General features: G+C 63.3%; 22 protein-coding genes. 4 read left to right on the top strand and 18 right to left on the bottom strand.

The window, feature by feature from the left end:
* Nucleotides 1-44: 44 nt before the first annotated feature.
* From ACZ1JW_RS02440 to ACZ1JW_RS02480, 9 genes are all read right to left on the bottom strand, one after another.
* Nucleotides 45-1610: an AMP-binding protein gene (locus ACZ1JW_RS02440; RefSeq protein ID WP_465125042.1), complete on the bottom strand. Its 1566-nt coding sequence runs from the start codon at nucleotides 1608-1610 to the stop codon at nucleotides 45-47.
* A 3-nt stretch (nucleotides 1611-1613) separates the two neighbouring features.
* Nucleotides 1614-2399 (bottom strand): glutathione S-transferase family protein, encoded by a 786-nt coding sequence (locus ACZ1JW_RS02445; protein ID WP_465141823.1) that lies wholly within the window; start codon nucleotides 2397-2399, stop codon nucleotides 1614-1616.
* Nucleotides 2396-3166 carry a glutathione S-transferase family protein gene (locus ACZ1JW_RS02450; protein WP_465141824.1) on the bottom strand — a complete coding sequence of 257 codons (771 nt, stop codon included), beginning with the start codon at nucleotides 3164-3166 and terminating at the stop codon, nucleotides 2396-2398. Before ACZ1JW_RS02450 ends, ACZ1JW_RS02445 begins: the two co-directional genes overlap by 4 nt.
* Before the next feature lie 264 nt (nucleotides 3167-3430).
* Entirely contained in the window at nucleotides 3431-3799 is a 369-nt protein-coding gene (locus ACZ1JW_RS02455; RefSeq protein ID WP_465141825.1) for a twin-arginine translocation signal domain-containing protein, read from the bottom strand.
* On the bottom strand, nucleotides 3799-4209 hold the full coding sequence (locus ACZ1JW_RS02460; RefSeq protein WP_465125038.1) for a c-type cytochrome: 411 nt from the start codon (nucleotides 4207-4209) through the stop codon (nucleotides 3799-3801). Before ACZ1JW_RS02460 ends, ACZ1JW_RS02455 begins: the two co-directional genes overlap by 1 nt.
* A complete protein-coding gene (locus tag ACZ1JW_RS02465) occupies nucleotides 4206-5735 on the bottom strand; it encodes an FAD-binding oxidoreductase (RefSeq protein ID WP_465141826.1) in 1530 nt (509 codons plus the stop codon). The genes ACZ1JW_RS02460 and ACZ1JW_RS02465 overlap by 4 nt, the downstream gene beginning before the upstream one ends.
* A 125-nt stretch (nucleotides 5736-5860) precedes the next feature.
* Nucleotides 5861-6358: a DUF3237 domain-containing protein gene (locus ACZ1JW_RS02470; protein ID WP_465125036.1), complete on the bottom strand. Its 498-nt coding sequence runs from the start codon at nucleotides 6356-6358 to the stop codon at nucleotides 5861-5863.
* Nucleotides 6359-6365: 7 nt separating this feature from the next.
* Entirely contained in the window at nucleotides 6366-8549 is a 2184-nt protein-coding gene (locus ACZ1JW_RS02475; RefSeq protein ID WP_465141827.1) for a PQQ-dependent dehydrogenase, methanol/ethanol family, read from the bottom strand.
* A gap of 83 nt (nucleotides 8550-8632) precedes the next feature.
* Nucleotides 8633-9490 carry a DUF8021 domain-containing protein gene (locus ACZ1JW_RS02480; protein ID WP_465141828.1) on the bottom strand — a complete coding sequence of 286 codons (858 nt, stop codon included), beginning with the start codon at nucleotides 9488-9490 and terminating at the stop codon, nucleotides 8633-8635.
* A gap of 88 nt (nucleotides 9491-9578) precedes the next feature.
* Here ACZ1JW_RS02480 and ACZ1JW_RS02485 point away from each other — a divergent pair, with 88 nt between their 5' ends.
* The 3 genes from ACZ1JW_RS02485 to ACZ1JW_RS02495 all read left to right on the top strand — a co-directional run bounded on the left by ACZ1JW_RS02485 (nucleotide 9579) and on the right by ACZ1JW_RS02495 (nucleotide 11296).
* Nucleotides 9579-9968 carry a nuclear transport factor 2 family protein gene (locus ACZ1JW_RS02485; protein ID WP_465141829.1) on the top strand — a complete coding sequence of 130 codons (390 nt, stop codon included), beginning with the start codon at nucleotides 9579-9581 and terminating at the stop codon, nucleotides 9966-9968.
* 13 nt (nucleotides 9969-9981) lie between these two features.
* Nucleotides 9982-10434: a nuclear transport factor 2 family protein gene (locus ACZ1JW_RS02490; protein ID WP_465141830.1), complete on the top strand. Its 453-nt coding sequence runs from the start codon at nucleotides 9982-9984 to the stop codon at nucleotides 10432-10434.
* A 121-nt stretch (nucleotides 10435-10555) separates the two neighbouring features.
* The gene (locus ACZ1JW_RS02495; protein ID WP_465141831.1) at nucleotides 10556-11296 is read left to right on the top strand and encodes an SDR family oxidoreductase; all 741 of its coding nucleotides are present in this window, start codon (nucleotides 10556-10558) and stop codon (nucleotides 11294-11296) included.
* Here the strand turns inward: ACZ1JW_RS02495 and ACZ1JW_RS02500 are convergent, their stop codons facing one another.
* The 8 genes from ACZ1JW_RS02500 to ACZ1JW_RS02535 all read right to left on the bottom strand — a co-directional run bounded on the left by ACZ1JW_RS02500 (nucleotide 11297) and on the right by ACZ1JW_RS02535 (nucleotide 16244).
* Nucleotides 11297-11506, bottom strand: a complete 210-nt coding sequence (locus ACZ1JW_RS02500; protein WP_465141832.1) for a hypothetical protein — start codon at nucleotides 11504-11506, stop codon at nucleotides 11297-11299.
* Nucleotides 11507-11515: 9 nt separating this feature from the next.
* A complete protein-coding gene (locus tag ACZ1JW_RS02505) occupies nucleotides 11516-11875 on the bottom strand; it encodes a hypothetical protein (protein WP_465141833.1) in 360 nt (119 codons plus the stop codon).
* A 43-nt stretch (nucleotides 11876-11918) separates the two neighbouring features.
* Nucleotides 11919-12833: a class II glutamine amidotransferase gene (locus tag ACZ1JW_RS02510; protein WP_465141834.1), complete on the bottom strand. Its 915-nt coding sequence runs from the start codon at nucleotides 12831-12833 to the stop codon at nucleotides 11919-11921.
* Nucleotides 12833-13795: a Crp/Fnr family transcriptional regulator gene (locus ACZ1JW_RS02515; RefSeq protein ID WP_465141835.1), complete on the bottom strand. Its 963-nt coding sequence runs from the start codon at nucleotides 13793-13795 to the stop codon at nucleotides 12833-12835. The genes ACZ1JW_RS02510 and ACZ1JW_RS02515 overlap by 1 nt, the downstream gene beginning before the upstream one ends.
* Nucleotides 13796-13826: 31 nt before the next feature.
* A complete protein-coding gene (locus ACZ1JW_RS02520) occupies nucleotides 13827-14267 on the bottom strand; it encodes an SRPBCC family protein (protein ID WP_465141836.1) in 441 nt (146 codons plus the stop codon).
* A gap of 18 nt (nucleotides 14268-14285) precedes the next feature.
* Nucleotides 14286-14942 carry a glutathione S-transferase family protein gene (locus tag ACZ1JW_RS02525; RefSeq protein WP_465141837.1) on the bottom strand — a complete coding sequence of 219 codons (657 nt, stop codon included), beginning with the start codon at nucleotides 14940-14942 and terminating at the stop codon, nucleotides 14286-14288.
* On the bottom strand, nucleotides 14942-15430 hold the full coding sequence (locus ACZ1JW_RS02530; RefSeq protein WP_465141838.1) for a VOC family protein: 489 nt from the start codon (nucleotides 15428-15430) through the stop codon (nucleotides 14942-14944). Before ACZ1JW_RS02530 ends, ACZ1JW_RS02525 begins: the two co-directional genes overlap by 1 nt.
* A 166-nt stretch (nucleotides 15431-15596) precedes the next feature.
* Complete coding sequence (locus ACZ1JW_RS02535) at nucleotides 15597-16244, bottom strand: glutathione S-transferase family protein (protein WP_465141839.1); 648 nt, start codon at nucleotides 16242-16244, stop codon at nucleotides 15597-15599.
* A 79-nt stretch (nucleotides 16245-16323) separates the two neighbouring features.
* Between ACZ1JW_RS02535 and cobS the strand changes: the two genes are divergently transcribed.
* A complete protein-coding gene (cobS, locus tag ACZ1JW_RS02540) occupies nucleotides 16324-17304 on the top strand; it encodes a cobaltochelatase subunit CobS (RefSeq protein ID WP_465125022.1) in 981 nt (326 codons plus the stop codon).
* Nucleotides 17305-17363: 59 nt separating this feature from the next.
* Here the strand turns inward: cobS and ACZ1JW_RS02545 are convergent, their stop codons facing one another.
* The gene (locus ACZ1JW_RS02545; protein ID WP_465141840.1) at nucleotides 17364-18479 is read right to left on the bottom strand and encodes a zinc-binding dehydrogenase; all 1116 of its coding nucleotides are present in this window, start codon (nucleotides 18477-18479) and stop codon (nucleotides 17364-17366) included.
* Between the last annotated feature and the right edge of the window lie 2 nt (nucleotides 18480-18481).

Raw genomic sequence — 18481 nt, forward strand, 5'->3', positions numbered from 1 at the left:
TTCAATCGCATATCCAGTTCTCTCCCCACTGCCCGCATTGCGGATCAGTTGACCATACGATCGGCATTGCCCCAATAGGGAACCCGCAGTGCCTTCTTGTCCATCTTGCCCGCAGCCGTGCGCGGAATCGAGTCGATAAACGTGACAGATTTCGGCGCTTTGACTCCGCCGAGACGTTCCTTGGCATATGCGATGATTTCGGCCTCGGTTATGTCGTCTGCAACGACGACAGCGTGGACCTGTTCCCCCCACTTCTCGTGCGGGATGCCGAACACGCAGGCTTCCTTGACCTGTGCCAGTTCGGTCACGGCGGCCTCGACCTCGGCAGTGAACACGTTGAAGCCGCCGGAGACGACCATGTCCTTCTTGCGGTCGACGATGTAGAGGTAGCCATCCTTGTCGAACTTGCCGACGTCGCCGGTATGGTGCCAGCCGAACTTGCGGATTTCCGCGGTTTCCTCGGGCTTCTCGAAGTAGGAATGGGTCACCAGTGCGCCACGCACGCAGATCTCGCCTGCCTCGCCGAGTGGCACCTGATTGCCATCATCATCGAGCAGCGCGACCTTGATTGATCGCGTCGGCTTGCCGCAGGAGGCCAGCTTTTCCGGCGCCGAAGCAGCGAACTTCGCCACGTCCTCCGGCGGGAACCATGCGACGATCATCGGGCATTCTACCTGGCCATAGGCCTGGCACATCGCGGGGCCGAAGATCGACACGGCCTGACGGAGCTTTTCGGGGCTGCAGGGCGATCCGACGAGAATGAATATCTTGAGCGACGAGTAATCGTGATTGCCGATCTCGGGAGAGGCCATGAGCTGGTACATTGCCGTGGGCGGCAGGTACATGTGCGTGACCTTGTAGTCCTCGATGGTCTTGAGCACGGCCTCGGCATCGAAGCCAGGCAGGATCACCTGCGTCGCGCCAAGGCTCAAAGTCGAGAGCGAGATCGGCCCTGCCGCGTGGGTGATCGGCGCGGAGACTAGCGCGACTGGATCATCGGTGCGACCGCCCATGCCATCGGCCGCGGTCTCGATCATCGTACCCCAGCCGAGGTTGGTGACGTTCGCGCCCTTCGACGGGCCAGTGGTACCGCCGGTGGGGAAGATGCCGACCATGTCCATCAGATTGGCAAAGGCATCGATCTCGGGCTCGATGAAATCGGCTTCGCTGACGCCTGACATGAATTCATCAAGGCTTGGGTCATCGCCCATGCGCTTGTCGAGGCAGACGAAGTGCTGGAGCGTGGGGCACAGGTCCTTGAGCTGCTGAACCTCGTCGGCCTTGGACGAGTGATAGACCAGCCACTTGAGACGCACATAGTTGATGTAGGCCGCGTTAGCGTCGATCGCGTTGCGGGTGTTGACCGGGATCCACTTGCCGTTGGCGCGCCACATCGCGAGCAGGACGACGAGCAGCATGCCATCATTCGGGCCATAGAGGCCAAGGCAATCCTGGTTGGCAAAGCCGCCCTTCTGGAGCGCGGCGGCAATGCGTTCGGACAGCGCCTTGGTTTCAGCGAAGGTCAGCTTCAGGCCCGTCTCGGTGTCGACGATGGCGAGACGCTGCGGATCGCGATCATGGCCGCGGTCAAAGTAGTCGATGGCGCGCATTGGTTATCCCCAACGGTTGATTTCAGGCCCCGGTGCCCATGCACGGAGCGGTTCTTGAACGGTCGATCTGGCGAGCGCCGCCGCCACGCAGGGCTGCGCCAGCGTGCGGGCGAGCCAGGCATTGGTGAGCGGCGCGTGGGCAAAAGCACCGGGGCGCAGCAGCTGCATCCCGGCAAGCCATGAGCAGGTGACGAGATCGGCAATGGAGAACGTGCCCATCAGCCATTCGCGGCCATCGGCCAACTGTTTCTCGCAGCGTTCGACAGCAGACGCGACCTTGGTCTCGCTGTCGGCGATCTGGGCGGCGTTGACGACGTCGTCCCGCAGATCGAGCCAGCGTTGGCGCAGATCATCCGACACGATGGAAGCCGCCAGTCCGATCGCTTTCGATGCCGGAATAGCTGCAATCGCCTGCTGCGAGGTTGCCAGATTGCCTAGCAGCGCGGCGGCGGGCGACAGGCGCTCGGTGATCTGGCGACACCACATCATCATTTCCCAGCGCGCGTAGGCGTCGGTCGGCTGAAGCCCTGCCCCGCCCGCAGCCTCGTCGAGATACTGGGCGAGGAATACGGACTCGGTCATCGCTTCGCCGTCTATGACGAGGACAGGGCCTTCGCCTTCGATGCACAGGTCGAGCGCGATCGGGTCGGAAATGCCGGGCAAAGCGTGGCGCTCACCGGCGAGCAGGTCGATGCGGCGGCATTCGATGTCGAGACCCGATTGCGCAAGCGCTGCAAGGACGGTGAGCGAAGCGCCGTTGGGTTCACCATGGTAAAGAACCGCGCTCATGCCTCGATCTCCGCCATCATCAGGCCGTAGCGGTGGGCAAGGTCAGTCTTGCCCATGGCCCAGGTCTTGCGCACCGCCTCGCGAGTATAGACGCGCTTGAGCCAGCGCATGATGTTCGGAGTCTTGTCCCTGCCAGCAAGATCGGGCTGCGAGAGCGGCAGCGAATAGGTGCTGTTGAAGATGTTGATGTCGGCAAGGCTGTATTGCTCGGAGCCGACATAGGGGCGCTTGCCGAGTTCCTCCTCCAGTTTGGCGATGCCGAGCCCGACGCGGCGGCGGCTCTCGGCCATTTCACTTTCGGAGAAATCGCCGTTGATCGCCTTGCGCCACGCAACGCGGCGTTCGGGCAGCGGGATGCGATCAATCGCGGCGGAGAGTTCGGCGGGATCGCGCTGACGGACCATCGGTCCCACGAAGACGCTCCACCCGATCATCGAGAAGCTGGGACCGAGCCACTGGTCCATGAACTTCATCCACCAGCGCACGCGCCAGCGGTCCTGCGCGTCTGCAGGCATGAGGTCTGGCCCGTCAAACCGGTCGTTCACGTATTCCATGATCGCGGTGCTCTCGGTGAGCACCAGACCATTATGCGTCATCGCCGGGATCGTGCCTTGCGGATTGATCGCGAGATATTCCGGCTTGTGCTGATCGAACTGGAGCATGTCGATGTAATGGCTGGAAAAGGGCACGCCCTTCTCCATCAACGCGAGCATCGGCTTGCCCGAGTTGGCATTGGGTTCCCAGTGATAGAGGGTTACCTCGTCCATCTGTAGCCTTGCCTCTCTCCCGATTCCGGTCAGCGACGGGAGTCGTGCCGGAATTTGTTAGTAACACATACTAAATCAGCGGGAGCGCGGGTCAAGCCCGCATGCCTCACAATTCGTGAAAAGGGGCTAACCGGTTGTTCGGGAAAGCGGCACGGCTCCAGTTGGAGCATTTCATCTGGTGCAACCGCCAGACATGGAAAAAGGGGCACGTCCCATCGGAACATGCCCCCTATTTCCAGGACGGAGACACCGCACCGGGACTGTTTAGCGCGCCGTCATCGTCCAGCGGAAAAGATGCGTGCGACCGGAGAGGGGGGCGGCGGCACGAGTCTCTTCCGAGAGGCGCAAGCCTTGCGCCTCCATGACACCTCTTAGCGCGGTCCAGTCACTCCAGCGTGTGAGCCCGGTCACTGCCTGCAGGTCTTTGATCGCACGCGCGGCTTGCGCAGTGCCATGGGCAAGATCGAACTGCGTGCGAGCCGGTTGCGAAGCCGCAAAGGCGACGGATTCGGGGATGCGACTGTCGAACACGACGACCGGCGCAGGCCTGGCCATGGCCGCGATGGCAGGCGTTGCAGCCACGGCTCCGGCAATTGCGCTGCCCTTTAGCATGGAGCGACGGGAAACGCGCATCAGCCGGCCTTTCCGAGGTACTTTGCCACTGCATCGAGTTCCGCGTCGGTCAGGTCGACCTTGGTCTGCTGCGGCATCGCGCCCTTGCCCATGCGGACCACGGTCTTGACGTAATCGGCCGTCAGATCGGTGCGGTTGGCAAGCAGGCCCATGTCGGGCGCGTTGCCCGCCATGACCTGCTGCTTGGTCAGGAGGTTGGTGCCCATGCCGCCGGTCAGGTGGCAGTAGCCGCAGTGAACCTCGAACAGCACCTTGCCATCGCCGCCGGGCTTGAGCCGGTCACCGGCAGGCGCGACCGGGCGCATCTGGTAGGGCGGCGGCGGGCCGGGGGGTGGCCCCGGCGGTGCGGCAAAGACAGCGGTTGCAGCAAAGCCGATGGAGGCAACGAGAACGAGCGATGCGCGGTTCATGCCTTATTGCTCCTGCCGCGCGCCTCGGCATAGGCGGCGGGCCAGATGCCCTGCTTGCCCGGCGCGATGATGCCGTTGGGATCGAGCGCGTTCTTCACCTTCTCGCCAAAGCGGCGCAGCGCATGGTTATTGAAGTCGAACGTTTCCATCACCGGGTCCATCCAGCCGAGGTGCGTGCGATACTCCGCGTAGCCCGCCTTGGCCGTCTCGACGATCAGCGCATCGAAGAGCTTGCGCATCTTGAGCACTTCCTCGGCGTTGTCGCGGTCGTACATCAGCATGTTGACGTTGTTGGCAAATCGCCCGCCGATGGTGAAGCTCGCGTAGAAGTCGACGTCGAAATCGGCGATGATCTTGCGGCTGCGGGCCATCTGGTCGAGCACATGCCTCCCGGTGGCAGGCACGACGGGCGAGAAGCCCATGTGTGCGCCGCGGCCACCGATCCAGTCCGACATCTGCAGCGGAACGGCAGAGGGAATGCCCATCGTGGTGTCGACACCATGGATGTAATCGCCCGGGTGCCACCAGTGCTCGGCAGGTTCTGCAGCGAGGTTGCGCTTCATCGCCGCCTTGACCACTTCGGCCTTGGCCTTGACCACGCTTTCCTCACCATAGAGGCGCAGCGCGACCTGCCAGTAGCCGAGTTTATGCTCCTTGAGCAGTTCCTCGACGCGCCATTCGGGGATAGCCGAAGGCTTGTCCCAGAAATCGCGACGCTGGCCCTTGAGCACCATCTTGCCCAGCCACGAGGGGATGAACACGTTTTGGTCGATCAGGCCGGAAATCTTGAGCGGGGCAATCGTATCGATCACCCAGCCGATGTCCTCGACCTTGGGAATATCCCACACCAGTTCGAGCGAGCTTTCGGGCGCGGGCTGGAGCCAGATGCCAGCCTTGGTCACCACGCCGAGGTTCGACTGCGAGAAGGCAAGATCGAAGGTCGGGCCGTAGCTCATCGGGAAGAGGTGCCAGGCGGGATTATCCTTCATCGCGCCCATACCGGTACGCACGAGATCGCCATCAGGCAGTACCGCCTCGATACCGCAGAGGTTGCGGGCATGAAGGCCATAAGACGTATAGCCGATGCCGTGTTCGAGCGCGTTCCCAAGGACTGAGCCCCAGGCATTGCCGGGAACCGACATCCACAGCGGAGCCTTCTCGCGCTGGATATGCTCGTAGAGGTCGAAGAAGCCGACGCCCGGCTCGACCACACAGTAGGCGAGCTTGCTATCCAGTTCGAGAATCTTGTTCATGCGGCCAAGATCAAGCACGACGGTGCCGGGCAGGCGCGGCGCAGCGGTGCCATAGCCAAGGTTCTTGCCACGCGCGACCGGCCAGAGCGGGGTCTTGTGCTCGTTGGCAAGGCGCACGATGGCGCGCACTTCATCGACCGAGGCGGGTGCAACGGCGGCCGATGCGGGCCATTCCTCGGTGCTGCCGGGAGCATAGGTATCGGCATAGGCATCGCGGTCGGCGTCGGAGTCCATGACCCATTCCTTGCCGACGACGCCAGCAAAGGCGGTCATCGCGGACTGGAACTGCCTGGGACTGACGCGGGGGGGCAGGTGTAGCTTCAAGGCTTGGACTCTCCCGTCACGTTTATTCTAACAATTGTTATCGTTTTTACCACTTACGAGTTGAGCGTCAAGCGTCACGTCAGCGCGTAGTACTTGACGTAATTCCCGTCCGGCTTGCGCTCGCCGACGCCGATGAAGACGTGGCGCGTCAGCCAGTCGTGCTTGCCCTTGCTGGTCTCGAAAGTCGGCTGGGCGCGCAGGTAGTATTCGGCATGGGGGACAGGTTCCCCACCGGCAAAAGCCCATGCGCGCAGGCGGTCCATCGTCCCTGGCTCGCGCCCCCAGAGGAAACCCCGGTTCTGCATGTAGATCAGCGTTCCGTCATCGACTTCCAGCACATAACGGGCATCGAACACTGCGGTGTCGTCGGGGCGGAAGAAAGCATAGTCGCCGCCCGAATTGGGCACGGCCTTGCCCTTGAGGCGCGGACCTTCGAACTCGCCCTCATCGACATAGACCGCGCTGCGCATGCCCCCCGAAGGCAGGTCCGGCACCATCTGCACGCGGGTGAACCGCAAGCGGCAGGCAAAGGCGAATTCGAGACGCGGGTTGTCGAGCGTGGAGAAGTCCATTTGTGCCTCAATAATTGCTCAGGATCGTCAGGCTCGGCCCATCGAGCGGCTTGCCGGCCTTCTGTTTCGCCAGTTCGTCGGCCCGGGTCTTGCCCTGAAGGTCGATTAGATAGGCGTGGATCGCATCGGCATCGCCGGGGGAGAGGATATCGTCCCAGCGCGGCATGCCATTGGGCGTCAGCAGTCCTTCGAGCACGATCTGACGGAACGCCTCGTGCGTGCCGGGTTGCATCCGCCGAAGGTCGGGCGTGATCGAGCGTGGCTGGTTGGCGTGGCAGATCGCGCAGTTGCCGAAGAATAGGCCCTGCCCCTTGGCGATCATCGCCGCCGTCACGCCCGGAGCCTGAGCCGGTGCTTCCGGTGCGACTTCGAGCGGCGGTAGCAGATCAGTCATCGGCACCTTGCCGCCGCCCAGCTTGAACACCAGCAGCCGGTTCATGTTGCCGCGCGTGTAGGCTGCTGAATAGCGCGGCACAAAGGGATAACCACCCCCGCCCCACCCGGCCATGACCGCAATGTACTGCACGCCGCCCACCTCATAGGTCATCGGCGCGGCCATGATCGGGGTGCCGGTGTCGATCTCCTTGAGCAGCTTGCCGGTCTTCGTCTCACGCACGAACAGCTTGCCGCTGACGCCGCCGTAGATGGTGAGACCGGAAGCCGTTGTGAGAACGCCGCCGCGATCCTGCCAGCCTGCGGTATCGGCAGACCATATGGTCTTGCCGGTGAGCGGATCGATCGCGCGGATTTGCGCGGTGGCGGGCTGCTTCAACGCCTCCTGATAGGCCGGAAGCTTGCGCACGGCATCACCAAACTCTGGCGGAAAGGCCGCGAGCGCCTCCTTGACGTCGGGTGTGAAGATCAGCGCGGCATCGTTGTTGAGCCCACGCGCCTTCAGCGGTTTGGCCCCCGGCGTCATGAAGATCAGGTTCCCCATGTCGAGCACGGCGCCGATGTAGAGGCCGGTGGCGGGGTCGTAACTGGCCGGGTGCCAGTTGCGCGCCCCAGTGGTGGCGGGGAACACGATCTTGGGGCCGGTGGTGTAGTCCGCCGCTTCCGGATCGAGCACCGGGCGACCGGTCTTCGGATCGATCCCCTTGGCCCAGTTGGTGCGGACGATGGGATTTGCGCGCAGCAGCTTTCCGTCGCGCCGGTCGAGGATGTAGAGATAGCCGTTCTTGGGCGCATGGAGAACGACCGGGCGGTTCTCGCCGTCGATGTCCATCCGCGTGAAGACCATCGGCTGCGTGGCAGTGAAGTCCCAGTTGTCGCCGGGCGTTTCCTGATAGTGCCACTTCATCCGCCCCGTCTTCGGATCAAGAGCGACGAGGCTGGCGAGATAAAGATTGTCGCCGCCCGCAGGCGAGCGCTTCGACGTGGCGTAAGGCCCGCCGTTGCCGGTGCCTACGAGGACCAGCCCGGTCTCGGGATCGTAGTTGATCGCATCCCACGGGCTTCCGCCGCCGCCGATGTCCCACCGGCTGTTCGGGTCCCAGGTCTTGAGCGCCGCCTCAAGCTCAGGCGTTTCCTGCGGCCCCAGCTTCGGATCGTGGGGTACCACATGCCAGCGCCAGCGAAGCTTTCCGGTATCGAGATCAAGTGCGGTGACATAGCCGCGCACGTCGTACTCTGCACCGCCCATGCCGATGACGACCACATCGCCCGCGACTTCGGGGGCGCCGGTAGAATTGTCGCCCTTGGCGCGGTTCTCGATGAAGTCGCTCTTCCACACGACCGCGCCAGTCCGCGCATCGAGCGCGTACATCCAGCCATCGAGGCTGGCGACGAAGACTTTACCCCGTGCCACGGCTACGCCGCGATTGACCATGTCGCAGCAGACCGTGCGGTTGACCTGCATGTCGACTTCGGGCTCGAACCGCCAGAGTTCCTTGCCGGTAGCCGCATCGAAGGCATAGGCACGACCGGCTGTGCCGGAGGTGTAGAGCACGCCGTCGACCACGACCGGGGTTGCCTCCTGCCCGCGGAAGGTATCGAGGTCCGCAGCCCAGGCGAGGCCGAGTTGGCTCACGTTCTCGGCATTGATCGCAGTCAGGCGCGAATGGTGCGTCTTGCCCACGTCACCGCCGGGGCTGGGCCACTCCGACCCTGCGCCAACTTGCGGTGGAGCGGCTGCGAGGGTGCAAGCCGCTACTGCCAGCGCCCCCAATCCCAACATCCCCTTCCCGCTCATCCTGAGCTTGTCAAAAGATGTTCGCACGAGAGCGCCTGCATGCTTCGACAAGCTCAGCATGAGCGGGGTTCGGGCGGAACACATCACAGCGAATCCCACGGAGATGGCATGCGATAGGGCACCGTTATGAAGTTCGCCTCGATCTGCTCGATCATGCCATGGTCGATCTTGAACAGTTCGGAAATGTAGAAGCTGTGCGGGCGCAGAACCGGACTTTTGACTGTACGGCCATCGGTTAGCTGGAATTCGCGCAACCGACCTGAGTGGTCGATGAAGCCGAAGGCCAGCACCAGTCCGCGCTCCTCGTCAACCAGCGGGAAGCGGCGCGCGCGCAGGTCGTCGTCGTAGCGGTAGTTGCCCATGCGGAACTGCTCTTCGCAGCCGAGCGCCGAGACAGGGACGATCTTGGCGAAATCGGGATTGCGCGTGGTCTGGACGCCGTTTTCCACGCGGTTGCAATCGGGGTGGAACTTGGTGTGGATCGTCCCGTCGTTGCGCTGGAGTGTGTCAAAGTAGCCGTTCGACAGGCGCACCATTTCCTCGCGTGCAACCGGGGCTTCGGGTTCGCAATGGAGGATCGGCTTGTCCCAGTAGCGGCAGTTCTCGAACTTGATGCCGCTGTCGGACTGGCGGACGATCAGCATCTCGCATTCGGCGATCTGCCCGGCTTCGTTGACGGCCAGGCGCAGGGTGAAAGCCGATTCCTCGATGGGCTCGATCACTGTGCCAAAATAGCCGACCTGGCCCGTCTTCACGTCGGCAAAGCGCAACTGGTAATCGCCCAGCCGGTCGATCGTGCCCCACACGCCGTCGCCGATCTCCAGCATCACGTTGTTCTCACTGTGATGCGCCCCCTGCGCCCAATCCAACGAATGGGGATCGCGCGCATTCAAAGCGGCAAGGAACCGGTCAAGGACGGCGTAGAGCGCGGCGCGGGTCATCGATTCTCCCAAGACGAATTGAGGCTTTGACGGCCTTCTCTTGCCAAGGCATACTCTACCAAATGTTATAAATAAAGGGGAGAGACGCATGTCCCGGACAGCGGCCGAACAATCCAACCACGATCTAGTGCTGGAGATGTACCACGAGGTCCTGATCGCGATGGATAGCAGCGCGGTGGACCGCTATATCGCGCCCGGATACGTGCAGCATTCTTCACTCGCCGAACCGACGGTCGAAGCCCTGAAGGGCTTTCTCGATCGCGTCCTCGCCGAATCACCCGATGCCACGCAAACGATCCATCGCAGCTTCGTCGACGGCGATCACGTGATCACACATACCCACGTCGTGCGCTGGTCGGGCGACCCGGGTCTTGCCGTGGTCGACATCTTCAGGGTGGAAGATGGCCTGATCGTCGAGCACTGGGACGTGATACAGGACGTGCCGGAAAAGCCGGTAAACCCCAACAGCATGTTTTGACAGGAGAGACACGATGCGCCTTCTTGCCACTGCGATTGCTCTAGCGCTGACCTCGACCGCCGCTCAGGCGGAGGAATGCAAGCTGACGCCAAAGCAGATCGTCAGCAACTTCATGGACGAGTTCTACATCCAGAAGAAGGTCCGCTCCTCGTTCGAGCGCTGGGTCGATCCCGGCTATATCCAGCACAACCCCTATGCCGCCACAGGGCGCGAAGCAGCGATCGGCTTCCTGGAGAAGTTCGTCGAGCAGAACCCTGGGCAACGCACGACGATCCATCGCATCATCGCCGATGGCAACCTCGTCGCCGTCCACAGCCACGGCTGGATGGAAAACGGTGACGCAGCGGCCAAGCGCGGGTTCGCCGTGGTCGACATCTTCCGCGTCGAAGGCTGCCGCGTAATGGAACATTGGGACGTGCTTTCGCCCGTGCCGGAGAATGCGGCCAACACCAACACGATGTTCTGAGCCCGTCTGCCCGTCATCCCGGCGCAGGCCAGGACCCAATACGGTGAGGGCAAGGGGATCGGTGAGGTCATGGGCCCCGGCCTGCGCCGGGGCGACGTTAAAGTAGGCGATGAGAAAATCTATGCGGTTCGACAACAAGTGCGTAGTGATCCTCGGCGGTAATGCTGGGATAGGCCTTGCTGCCGCGCGGATGTTCGCAACCGAGGGTGCGAAGCTGGCCGTCACCGGGCGGAACGCCGAAACCCTGCGCGAAGTGGCCGAAGAACTCGATGCGCTGTGCATACGCTCCGACATCGGCGATCTTGCCCAGACCGAAGCCGCGCTCGGCGAAATCGAGGATGCGCTTGGCGGAATCGATGTGCTGTTTGTCAACGCGGGCGTCGGTGGCTTCGCGATGGTGCCGGATGTCACGCCCGCGTTCTGGGACCAGATCCACAGCGTCAATCTGCGCGGCGCGTTCTTCGCGATCCAGAAAGCGCTGCCGCTGATGCGCGACGGCGGTTCGATCGTGATCACCGGCTCGATCGGATCGACTGCCGCTGTGCCCGGCAACGTCGCATATGCCGCAGCCAAGGCCGGCCTGCGTGCCATGGCACGGATCATCGGCAAGGAGCTTCTCCCGCGCCGCATCCGCGTCAACATGGTCAGCCCCGGCCCGACCGATACGGAAATCTTCAAGCGCGATACTACGCCTGAGGAGATTCAGGGGATGCGCGACATGCTTTCGTCGGTGGTCCCGATCGGACGCATGGGGACGTCGGAGGAAGTGGCCCGCGCGGTGCTGTTCCTTGCCAGCGCGGAAGCCAGTTTCATCAATGGTGTCGACTTGTGCGTCGATGGCGGGTGCATCGAACTGGGCTGATTACTGCGCTGGACCTGCCTGCGCCGCACCGGCAAGGGTAGTGCCGCTGCGGTCGGGCAGGGTCCAGATGATCAGGTTCATCACCAGGATCCCGGCAAGCGTCAGCATCAGCACCGGCCGCTTGCGCTCGCCCCGGCGGAGCAGGAACACCGCACCGCCGACGAGGGCGATGGCAGCGAGCATCATCAAAGAGAGCGCGGCATCAAGCATGCGCGCCCGTTAGCGGCTGAACAGGCCTTTGGCCATACCGGCGAGATCATCAAGCGGATTGCCGTCGCCATCCTTGTCGAGGAAGGCCGAGACCTTGCTCAGCGCATCGGGGTTCTGGCCCAGAGCCGAGGCAAAGCTGGCAAGCGCGCCTTCACCGCCCAGATAACCGACGATTTCCTGCAACTTGGACGCATCGAGGCCCGAGTTGGCAGCGGCCGTCTCGATCGTGTCGCCCTTCGACTGGTGCCCTGCGGCAAGTGCGGCGATGGCGTTCTCCGCCATGTCAGTATCGATGCCGACCTTTGCTGCAAGGTTCTTCACGTCGACATTGCCGGCCACCTGGCCAAGAATCGAATCGAACAAGCTCATCACGTTTCCCCTTCTCTGCCGAGCAAAGCGTAACAGGTCCGGATCAGACTTCCAGCGCGTGGATCTCCGCCCGCCGCCGCTCTCCGTCGCGCCGCACCAGCAGCGCCGAGTACTCCGGCACCTCGATCCATGTGGCAAAATCGCGCGTAAGCGGCTCGGAGGCAACGATCACACTGTCGGCGTCGATCGCACCGCCGGTCAGCTTCCATTCGCCATCGTGCAAGCCATAGTCTCGCCCGCAGGTGTACCACATCGAGAGGTACTCGGAGCTGCCCTGCAACGCACCCGCATCGAAGTGCCCGAAATCGAAAGTGAAGCGCACGGCGGCAAGGTTGGTGCCGTCGCAGAACATCAGGTTGGTCGAACTCGAGCGGGTAATGCCATGCCGTGCCCGCGCCTCGCGCAATACGGCCAAGGCGTGGCGGATCGCGGCAAGGATCGCGTCAGGTTCGTTGATCCCGCCAGGATCGGGCAGGGCAGACACCACCAGTGCATAGATCCATTCGCTGTCTGTCGATCCCTGGATCTGCTTTGCGAACTCGGGCCGGATATGTGGCGCGAGATCGAAGCGCATGTCGCGAAAACCCGCCAGATCGCCATTGTGTGCCATCGACAGCGGCACGCCTTCAAAGCGGAAGGGATGGCAGTTCTGCTCGTTGATCTGCACCGTTGAATTGTAGGGCACGCCGCGAATGTGCGCGAGCAGAGCGGACGAACGCAGCTTGCCCGCCAGCGCCTTCAGGTTGCGGTCAAACAGCGCGACTTGCGTGGTACGGTAGCGGAACGGCACGTTGGGCACATGGCTCGCCTCGTCCCATGCCGCCATGCCGAAGCCTGCAAGGTTCAGCATCTGCAGCATCTGGGCGCCGATGGTCTGGTTGAGCAGCGAGGAATCGGGCGCATAGAGCAGATCGTCGAGCAGGACCGGCGTACCGAGGTAGCTGAGGATGCGGCACATCAGCCAAGCTCCCCGGCATGGTTGAACCGGGCGAGCGACAGTGAGCGCCCGAGATGACGGTTGGCCTTCCGCTGGTCCTGCACGAGCTGCCTTCCGAACGCTGCGTGGAGAGCAGGCAACCACGACGGCATCTCGTCTTCGAGCGCCGTCAGGGTTTCAGCCGGGAGATGGATCAGCTTGGCATCTTCCACCGCCGTCACCAGCAAGGGTTGCGGACCGCCATCGCTGTGTCCGGTCAGCCCGACGAAGCAGCCCGGACCGAAAACGAAGACCTGCTCGGCCATGGCCCCGCGAGGGACCGCCGCCCGGACCGCCCCGCGCAGGACGAGATGGAGTCCCTCCTGTCCTTCTCCCGGCCCGACCAGCGTACTGCCGCGTGGCGCATCGAGCAGGCTGCCATGGGTGGCAATCGCCTCGAACCCGCGCAATCGGGAAAGGCCGTGAGCCAGGTCGGAAGCTCCAGCTTTCGCCGCGACGGGCGCAGGTCCAGCATGCAGCTGGCGCAGGGCGTGAGGATCGAAGTGTCCCTCCGCAACGATCCGCTGCAGCGTGGCACGGGTGCGCGAGGCGACAAGACGGCGCAAGGCGACGCCCAGCCTCACCGCCCATCCAGAGCCATCGTGCAGCAGCGCGCGGAAGCGGCGGCCGGAAATGGCAAGGCCGTGCGTGTCCTCGATCGCGCGCACCCTTGCAGACCGTGGCCCATCATCGAGCAAGGCAAACTCGCCCACAACCTCGCCCGGACGGATCGCTGAAATCACCGCATTGTCGTCACCGGGAATGCGCGCAGCAATCTCGAGCAGGCCACCTTCGACAAGGTACAGGGCATCGGCATGATCGCCCTGACGGAACAGCACGTCTCCCGCAGCGACGGCGAAAGGCGCGGCATTGCCGAGCAGGGCCTTCCATTCCTCGCGTTCGAAGCCGGCCAGTTGCGCCGGTACCTGCGCCTGCTCTCCCATGACGCCAGATTGCGCCTGCTCCGGAATTTGGTCAATCGGCTTCGGCAAGGGCCTGCAACTGGTCCGCACAGGCACCCCAACCGGCCTCGAAGCCCATCTCGGCGTGGTTCTTCATGGCCTCTTCGGTCCAGTGCCGAGCGCGTGCGGTATATCGAGTGCCCTCACCCTCGGGCTCGATTTCCCAGATCCCGATCATGAACGGGCCTGCCGGCCGAAAATCCACCGTCACGGCATCAGTAGCCACGAAGCGACGGCCTTCCTCCCAGCTGAGGAATATGCCCTCCTGCGGTACCTCCTCGCCATCGGGGCCGTGCATGACCATGGCAGAACGGCCACCGGCGCGACGCTCCTGCGCGATCGTGGTGATGTACCAGGGCTTGGGGCACCACCATTCCTCCTGCCGGTTGGCAAGGACCTCCCAGACTTTCTCGGGGCTTGCGGCGATATAACGGCTGATCGAGAGTTCGTGCATGTCCTTGCTCCCCGGCACTCAGTCGCGGTCGGGCGCGCCGAGTGGAAAATAGTGCCGGAACCGCCGCGCGTCCTCGACGCAGCGCGACACGGGTGGCAGCGCGAGGAGGTGCGCGCGCCATTGTCGAAGCCGGGCACAATCCTCGGGAATCCGCGTGACCCAATCGGCATAAAACAGGGCGGGCGCCGCCGCGCATTCGATCAGGCTGACTGTGTCGGGCATCGCATAACCCTCGAGCCAGCTATCGATCCAGCGATAGGCTCGGGTCACCCGCTCGTCGACGCGCGCCTGCACCATGTCCGAGACCCGTCCGTCGCGGATCGCCTCATCGACGCATTCCTGCATCGTGTTCATCACGTAATTGTCGAACACCCGATCGATCATGCGCATGCGGATCGCTTCGTCAGGATCTGCAGGGATCAGCGAGGTTGGCCCCGGATGATGAAGCGCAAGATACTCGATGATCGAGGTAGATTCGAACACCTCGCGCGAATCGTCGACGAGCAGCGGGAACTTGCCCATCGGGCTCGCCTGCTGGACACGGGCATAGGCAGCTGCGTGATCCGGGTTCTCGCCATCGAGACTGTGAAACACAAACGGCGTGCCATTGGCGTAGAGCGCGATCAGCGCCTTCCACGTGTAGGACGAGAACGGATGCCCGTAGAGCGCAAGCATCAGGCATCTCCTCTTGCGGCAGCCTCGATAGCCGCATGGTCGATCTTGTGCATGGTCATCATCGCGGTGAACACCCGGGCGCGCACGTCCGGATCGGGATCGGTCATGCCTTCGGTAAGAACGCGGGGCGTGATCTGCCAGCTCAGTCCCCACCTGTCCTTGCACCAGCCGCAGGCGCTTTCCGCGCCGCCATTGCCGACGATGGCATTCCAGTAGCGGTCGGTTTCCTCCTGCGTTTCGGTCGCCACCTGAAACGAGAACGCCTCGCTATGCGGAAACTGCGGACCGCCGTTGAGGCCGATGCAGGGAATGCCGAGCACGGTGAAGTCGACCGTCAGCACGGTCCCTACCGAACCGCCGGGAAAGTCGGTCGGCGCGCGATGCACCGCGTTCACGTGACTGTCGGGGAAGGCCTTCGCATAGAAGGTCGCCGCGTCTTCGGCATCGCCGTTGTACCACAGGCACAGCGTGAGCTTAGGGACAGTCACGAGCCCGACCGTTTGCAAGGCAAGACCCTGTCAACAAACGCCAATCTGCCCATAAGGCGACTCCTCTCATCGGTGCCCGCACCGTCTGCCAGGAGCCGCCCGGAGGCAAGGCTCATGCGGCAAAGCGTGTGTCGGGGGAAAGCTGTCCTTCACCCCGAAAGCGGGCTCACATCGCCATGATGCGCTGCGCAATAGGCTCCTCTTGCGCCGCCACGGCAGCCCATGCCGGGCGCGCCGTCACGCGGGCGTACCACGCCGCCGTCTTTGGACGCGCGACCGGATCCACGCCATGGCCGACATAGGCGAGCGTGCGGAAGATCGAGGCGATCGAGATGTCGGCGATGCTGAAGGTTTCACCGAGCAGCCAGTCCTGTTCGGGCGCGACCGATTCGAGCCAGTCCACCCAGCGCGGCAGTTCGGCCTCGCCCTGAAGCGCCACTGCCTCGTCGCCGCCGACCTTAAGCAACTTTGGCCCGACCAGCCGGTTGAACAGGATCTTGAGGCCTGCAGCGCCGAGCACCGTATCGGCGAACTCGTCCCAGAACACTGCCTTGCCTCGCAACCTCGGATCATCCGGGATCAGACGAGGCTCAGGATACTGCGCGTCGAGATAGACCGTGATGGCGGTCGAATCGGCAAGCTGGAAGCCATCGTCGTCAATCGCCGGGATCTTGCCCAAAGGGCTGCAGGAGAGGAATTCAGGATCGGTGCTGCCCGGTCCACCGCGTCCCAGATCGAAGGAAATGCCCTTTTCCGTAAGGATAACCGCCACCTTGCGGACAAACGGCGAAAGCATCGCGCCATAGAGCTTCATCGAAATTCTCCCATTCTATCGGACAGGTCCCTTGAAACCTTATTGCAGCGCCGCGCGCGCCCGTATAGGCGGGGCAGCGATGAGCGAACTTCCGAACAGCCACGCGACGACGCTGCTCGCCGCGCCCGACACCGAAATCGATGTCCGCGAGACCTTCGGCATCGACATCGACATGAAGGTTCCCGCGTTCAGCCGCGCAGACGAGCGCGTGCCTGATCGTGACGACACCTACGTGTTCGATCCGGACACCACGCTGGCAATCCTTGCAGGCTTTGCCTACAACCGTCGCGTTATGGTGCAGGGCTATCACGGCACCGGCAAGTCGACCCACATCGAACAGGTCGCCGCGCGCCTCAACTGGCCTTGCATCCGCATCAACCTCGATGCGCACATCAGCCGCATCGATCTCGTCGGTCGCGATGCCATCGTGCTGCGCGACGGGCTGCAGGTGACCGAGTTCCGCGAAGGCCTGCTGCCGTGGGCGCTCCAGACGCCAACCGCGCTCGTCTTTGACGAATACGATGCTGGCCGCCCGGACGTGATGTTCGTTATCCAGCGCGTGCTGGAAACCGAGGGCAAGCTCACGCTGCTCGACCAGAACCGCGTGATCCGCCCGAACCCCTACTTCCGCCTCTTTGCCACGGCCAACACCGTCGGTCTGGGCGATACCTCGGGCCTCTATCATGGCACGCAGGCGATCAATCAGGGCCAGATGGACCGCTGGAACCTCGTGGTCGCGCTGAACTATCTGGGCGAAGCGACCGAGGTCGAGATCGTCACCAAGAAGGTGCCGACGCTTGATCCCAAGATCGTCACCGACATGGTCCGCGTCGCCAACCTGACCCGACAGGGCTTCATCAATGGCGACATTTCGACCGTGATGAGCCCGCGCACGGTGATCAGCTGGGCGCAGAACAGCCAGATCTTCAACGATGTCGGCTTCTCGTTCCGCCTCTCGTTCCTCAACAAGTGCGACGAGACCGAACGCGTGCTGGTGGCAGAATACTACCAGCGGGTGTTCGGCAAGGACCTGCCTGAGAGCGTTGCGCACCGCGGCTGAGCAGCTTTGCCGCCGAGATCAAAAAGGCCCCCGTGTTCGCGGGGGCCTTTTTCGTTGGATCACCCGTTGGGCGTGATCAGGTATTTCTCTCCCGTCCGCCGCGCATTGTAGTCCACCGCCGCCTCGCGGGTCAGCGCCTGCTCAAGGGTGACTCGCGCCTTGTAGTTGCTGGCGAAGGTGGTGGTCAGTTCTGCCATCACCCGGCGGCGCATCTTGTCGACGACTTCGGCGCCGAGCCTGCCCATCCAAGGCGTCAGCAGCCAGCCCGAGACGTCCCAGTTGAAGCCGAAGTTGCGCGTCAGAATCGTCGGCGAAAGATCGAGCGCGCCGTAGATGAAGGCGTGCTTGGGGCTGTTCGAGCCATAACGGCTGTAAGCCGCGCCTGAATTGGCGACCTGCTCCATCACCGTCAGGATCTGGCTGACGAGCTTGCCACCACCGATGGCGTCGAACGCCATGGTCGCCTTGGTCGCGCCCATCGCGGCAGCAAGGTCATCCAGGAAGGAGTCCTTGGAACTGTCGACGACGTGTTCCGCGCCGATCCCCTTGAGGATCACCACTTGCGCATCGTCGCGCACGATGTTGACCAGCGGAATGCCATCGGCCTGACAGATCTTGACCAGCATCTGCCCGAGGTTCGACGCCGCCGCCGTATGCACCAGCGCACTGTGGCCGAGATGGCGCATGGTCTCGGTAAAGCTCAGCGCCGTCAGCGGATTGACGAAAGCCGAAGCGCCCTGTTCTGCCGTCACACCCTCGGGCAGTTCTAGGCACATGCCCGCATCGGCCACGGCCAGCGTCGAATACATGCCGCCGGGGAAGCAGGTGACGCGCTTGCCGAGCAGGGCCTGCGCTTCAGGCGCATCCCCTGCCGCCACCACCGTCCCTGCGCCTTCGTTGCCGACCGGCATCGCCGCACCGTGGCGGGCGGCCATGGCGCGCACGGCAGGCTCTGGCATCCGCGCCACGATCTTGCCCGGCGAGAACGCTGCGTTGGTAACGTCGGCCGGGCCGAACAACAGTCCGAGGTCGGATGGGTTGATCGGTGTTGCTTCCACCCGGATCACCACCTGCCGGCCTTCGGGCGCGGGCAGGGTATAGTCTTCAAGGGCGACGGTCAGGGTACCGTCGGGATCGAGCTGCGAGACGATGCGCTGGCCTTGAAGTTCGGTCATTT

Source organism: Novosphingobium sp. BL-A-28-Hi1-0D (genome assembly GCF_055521755.1).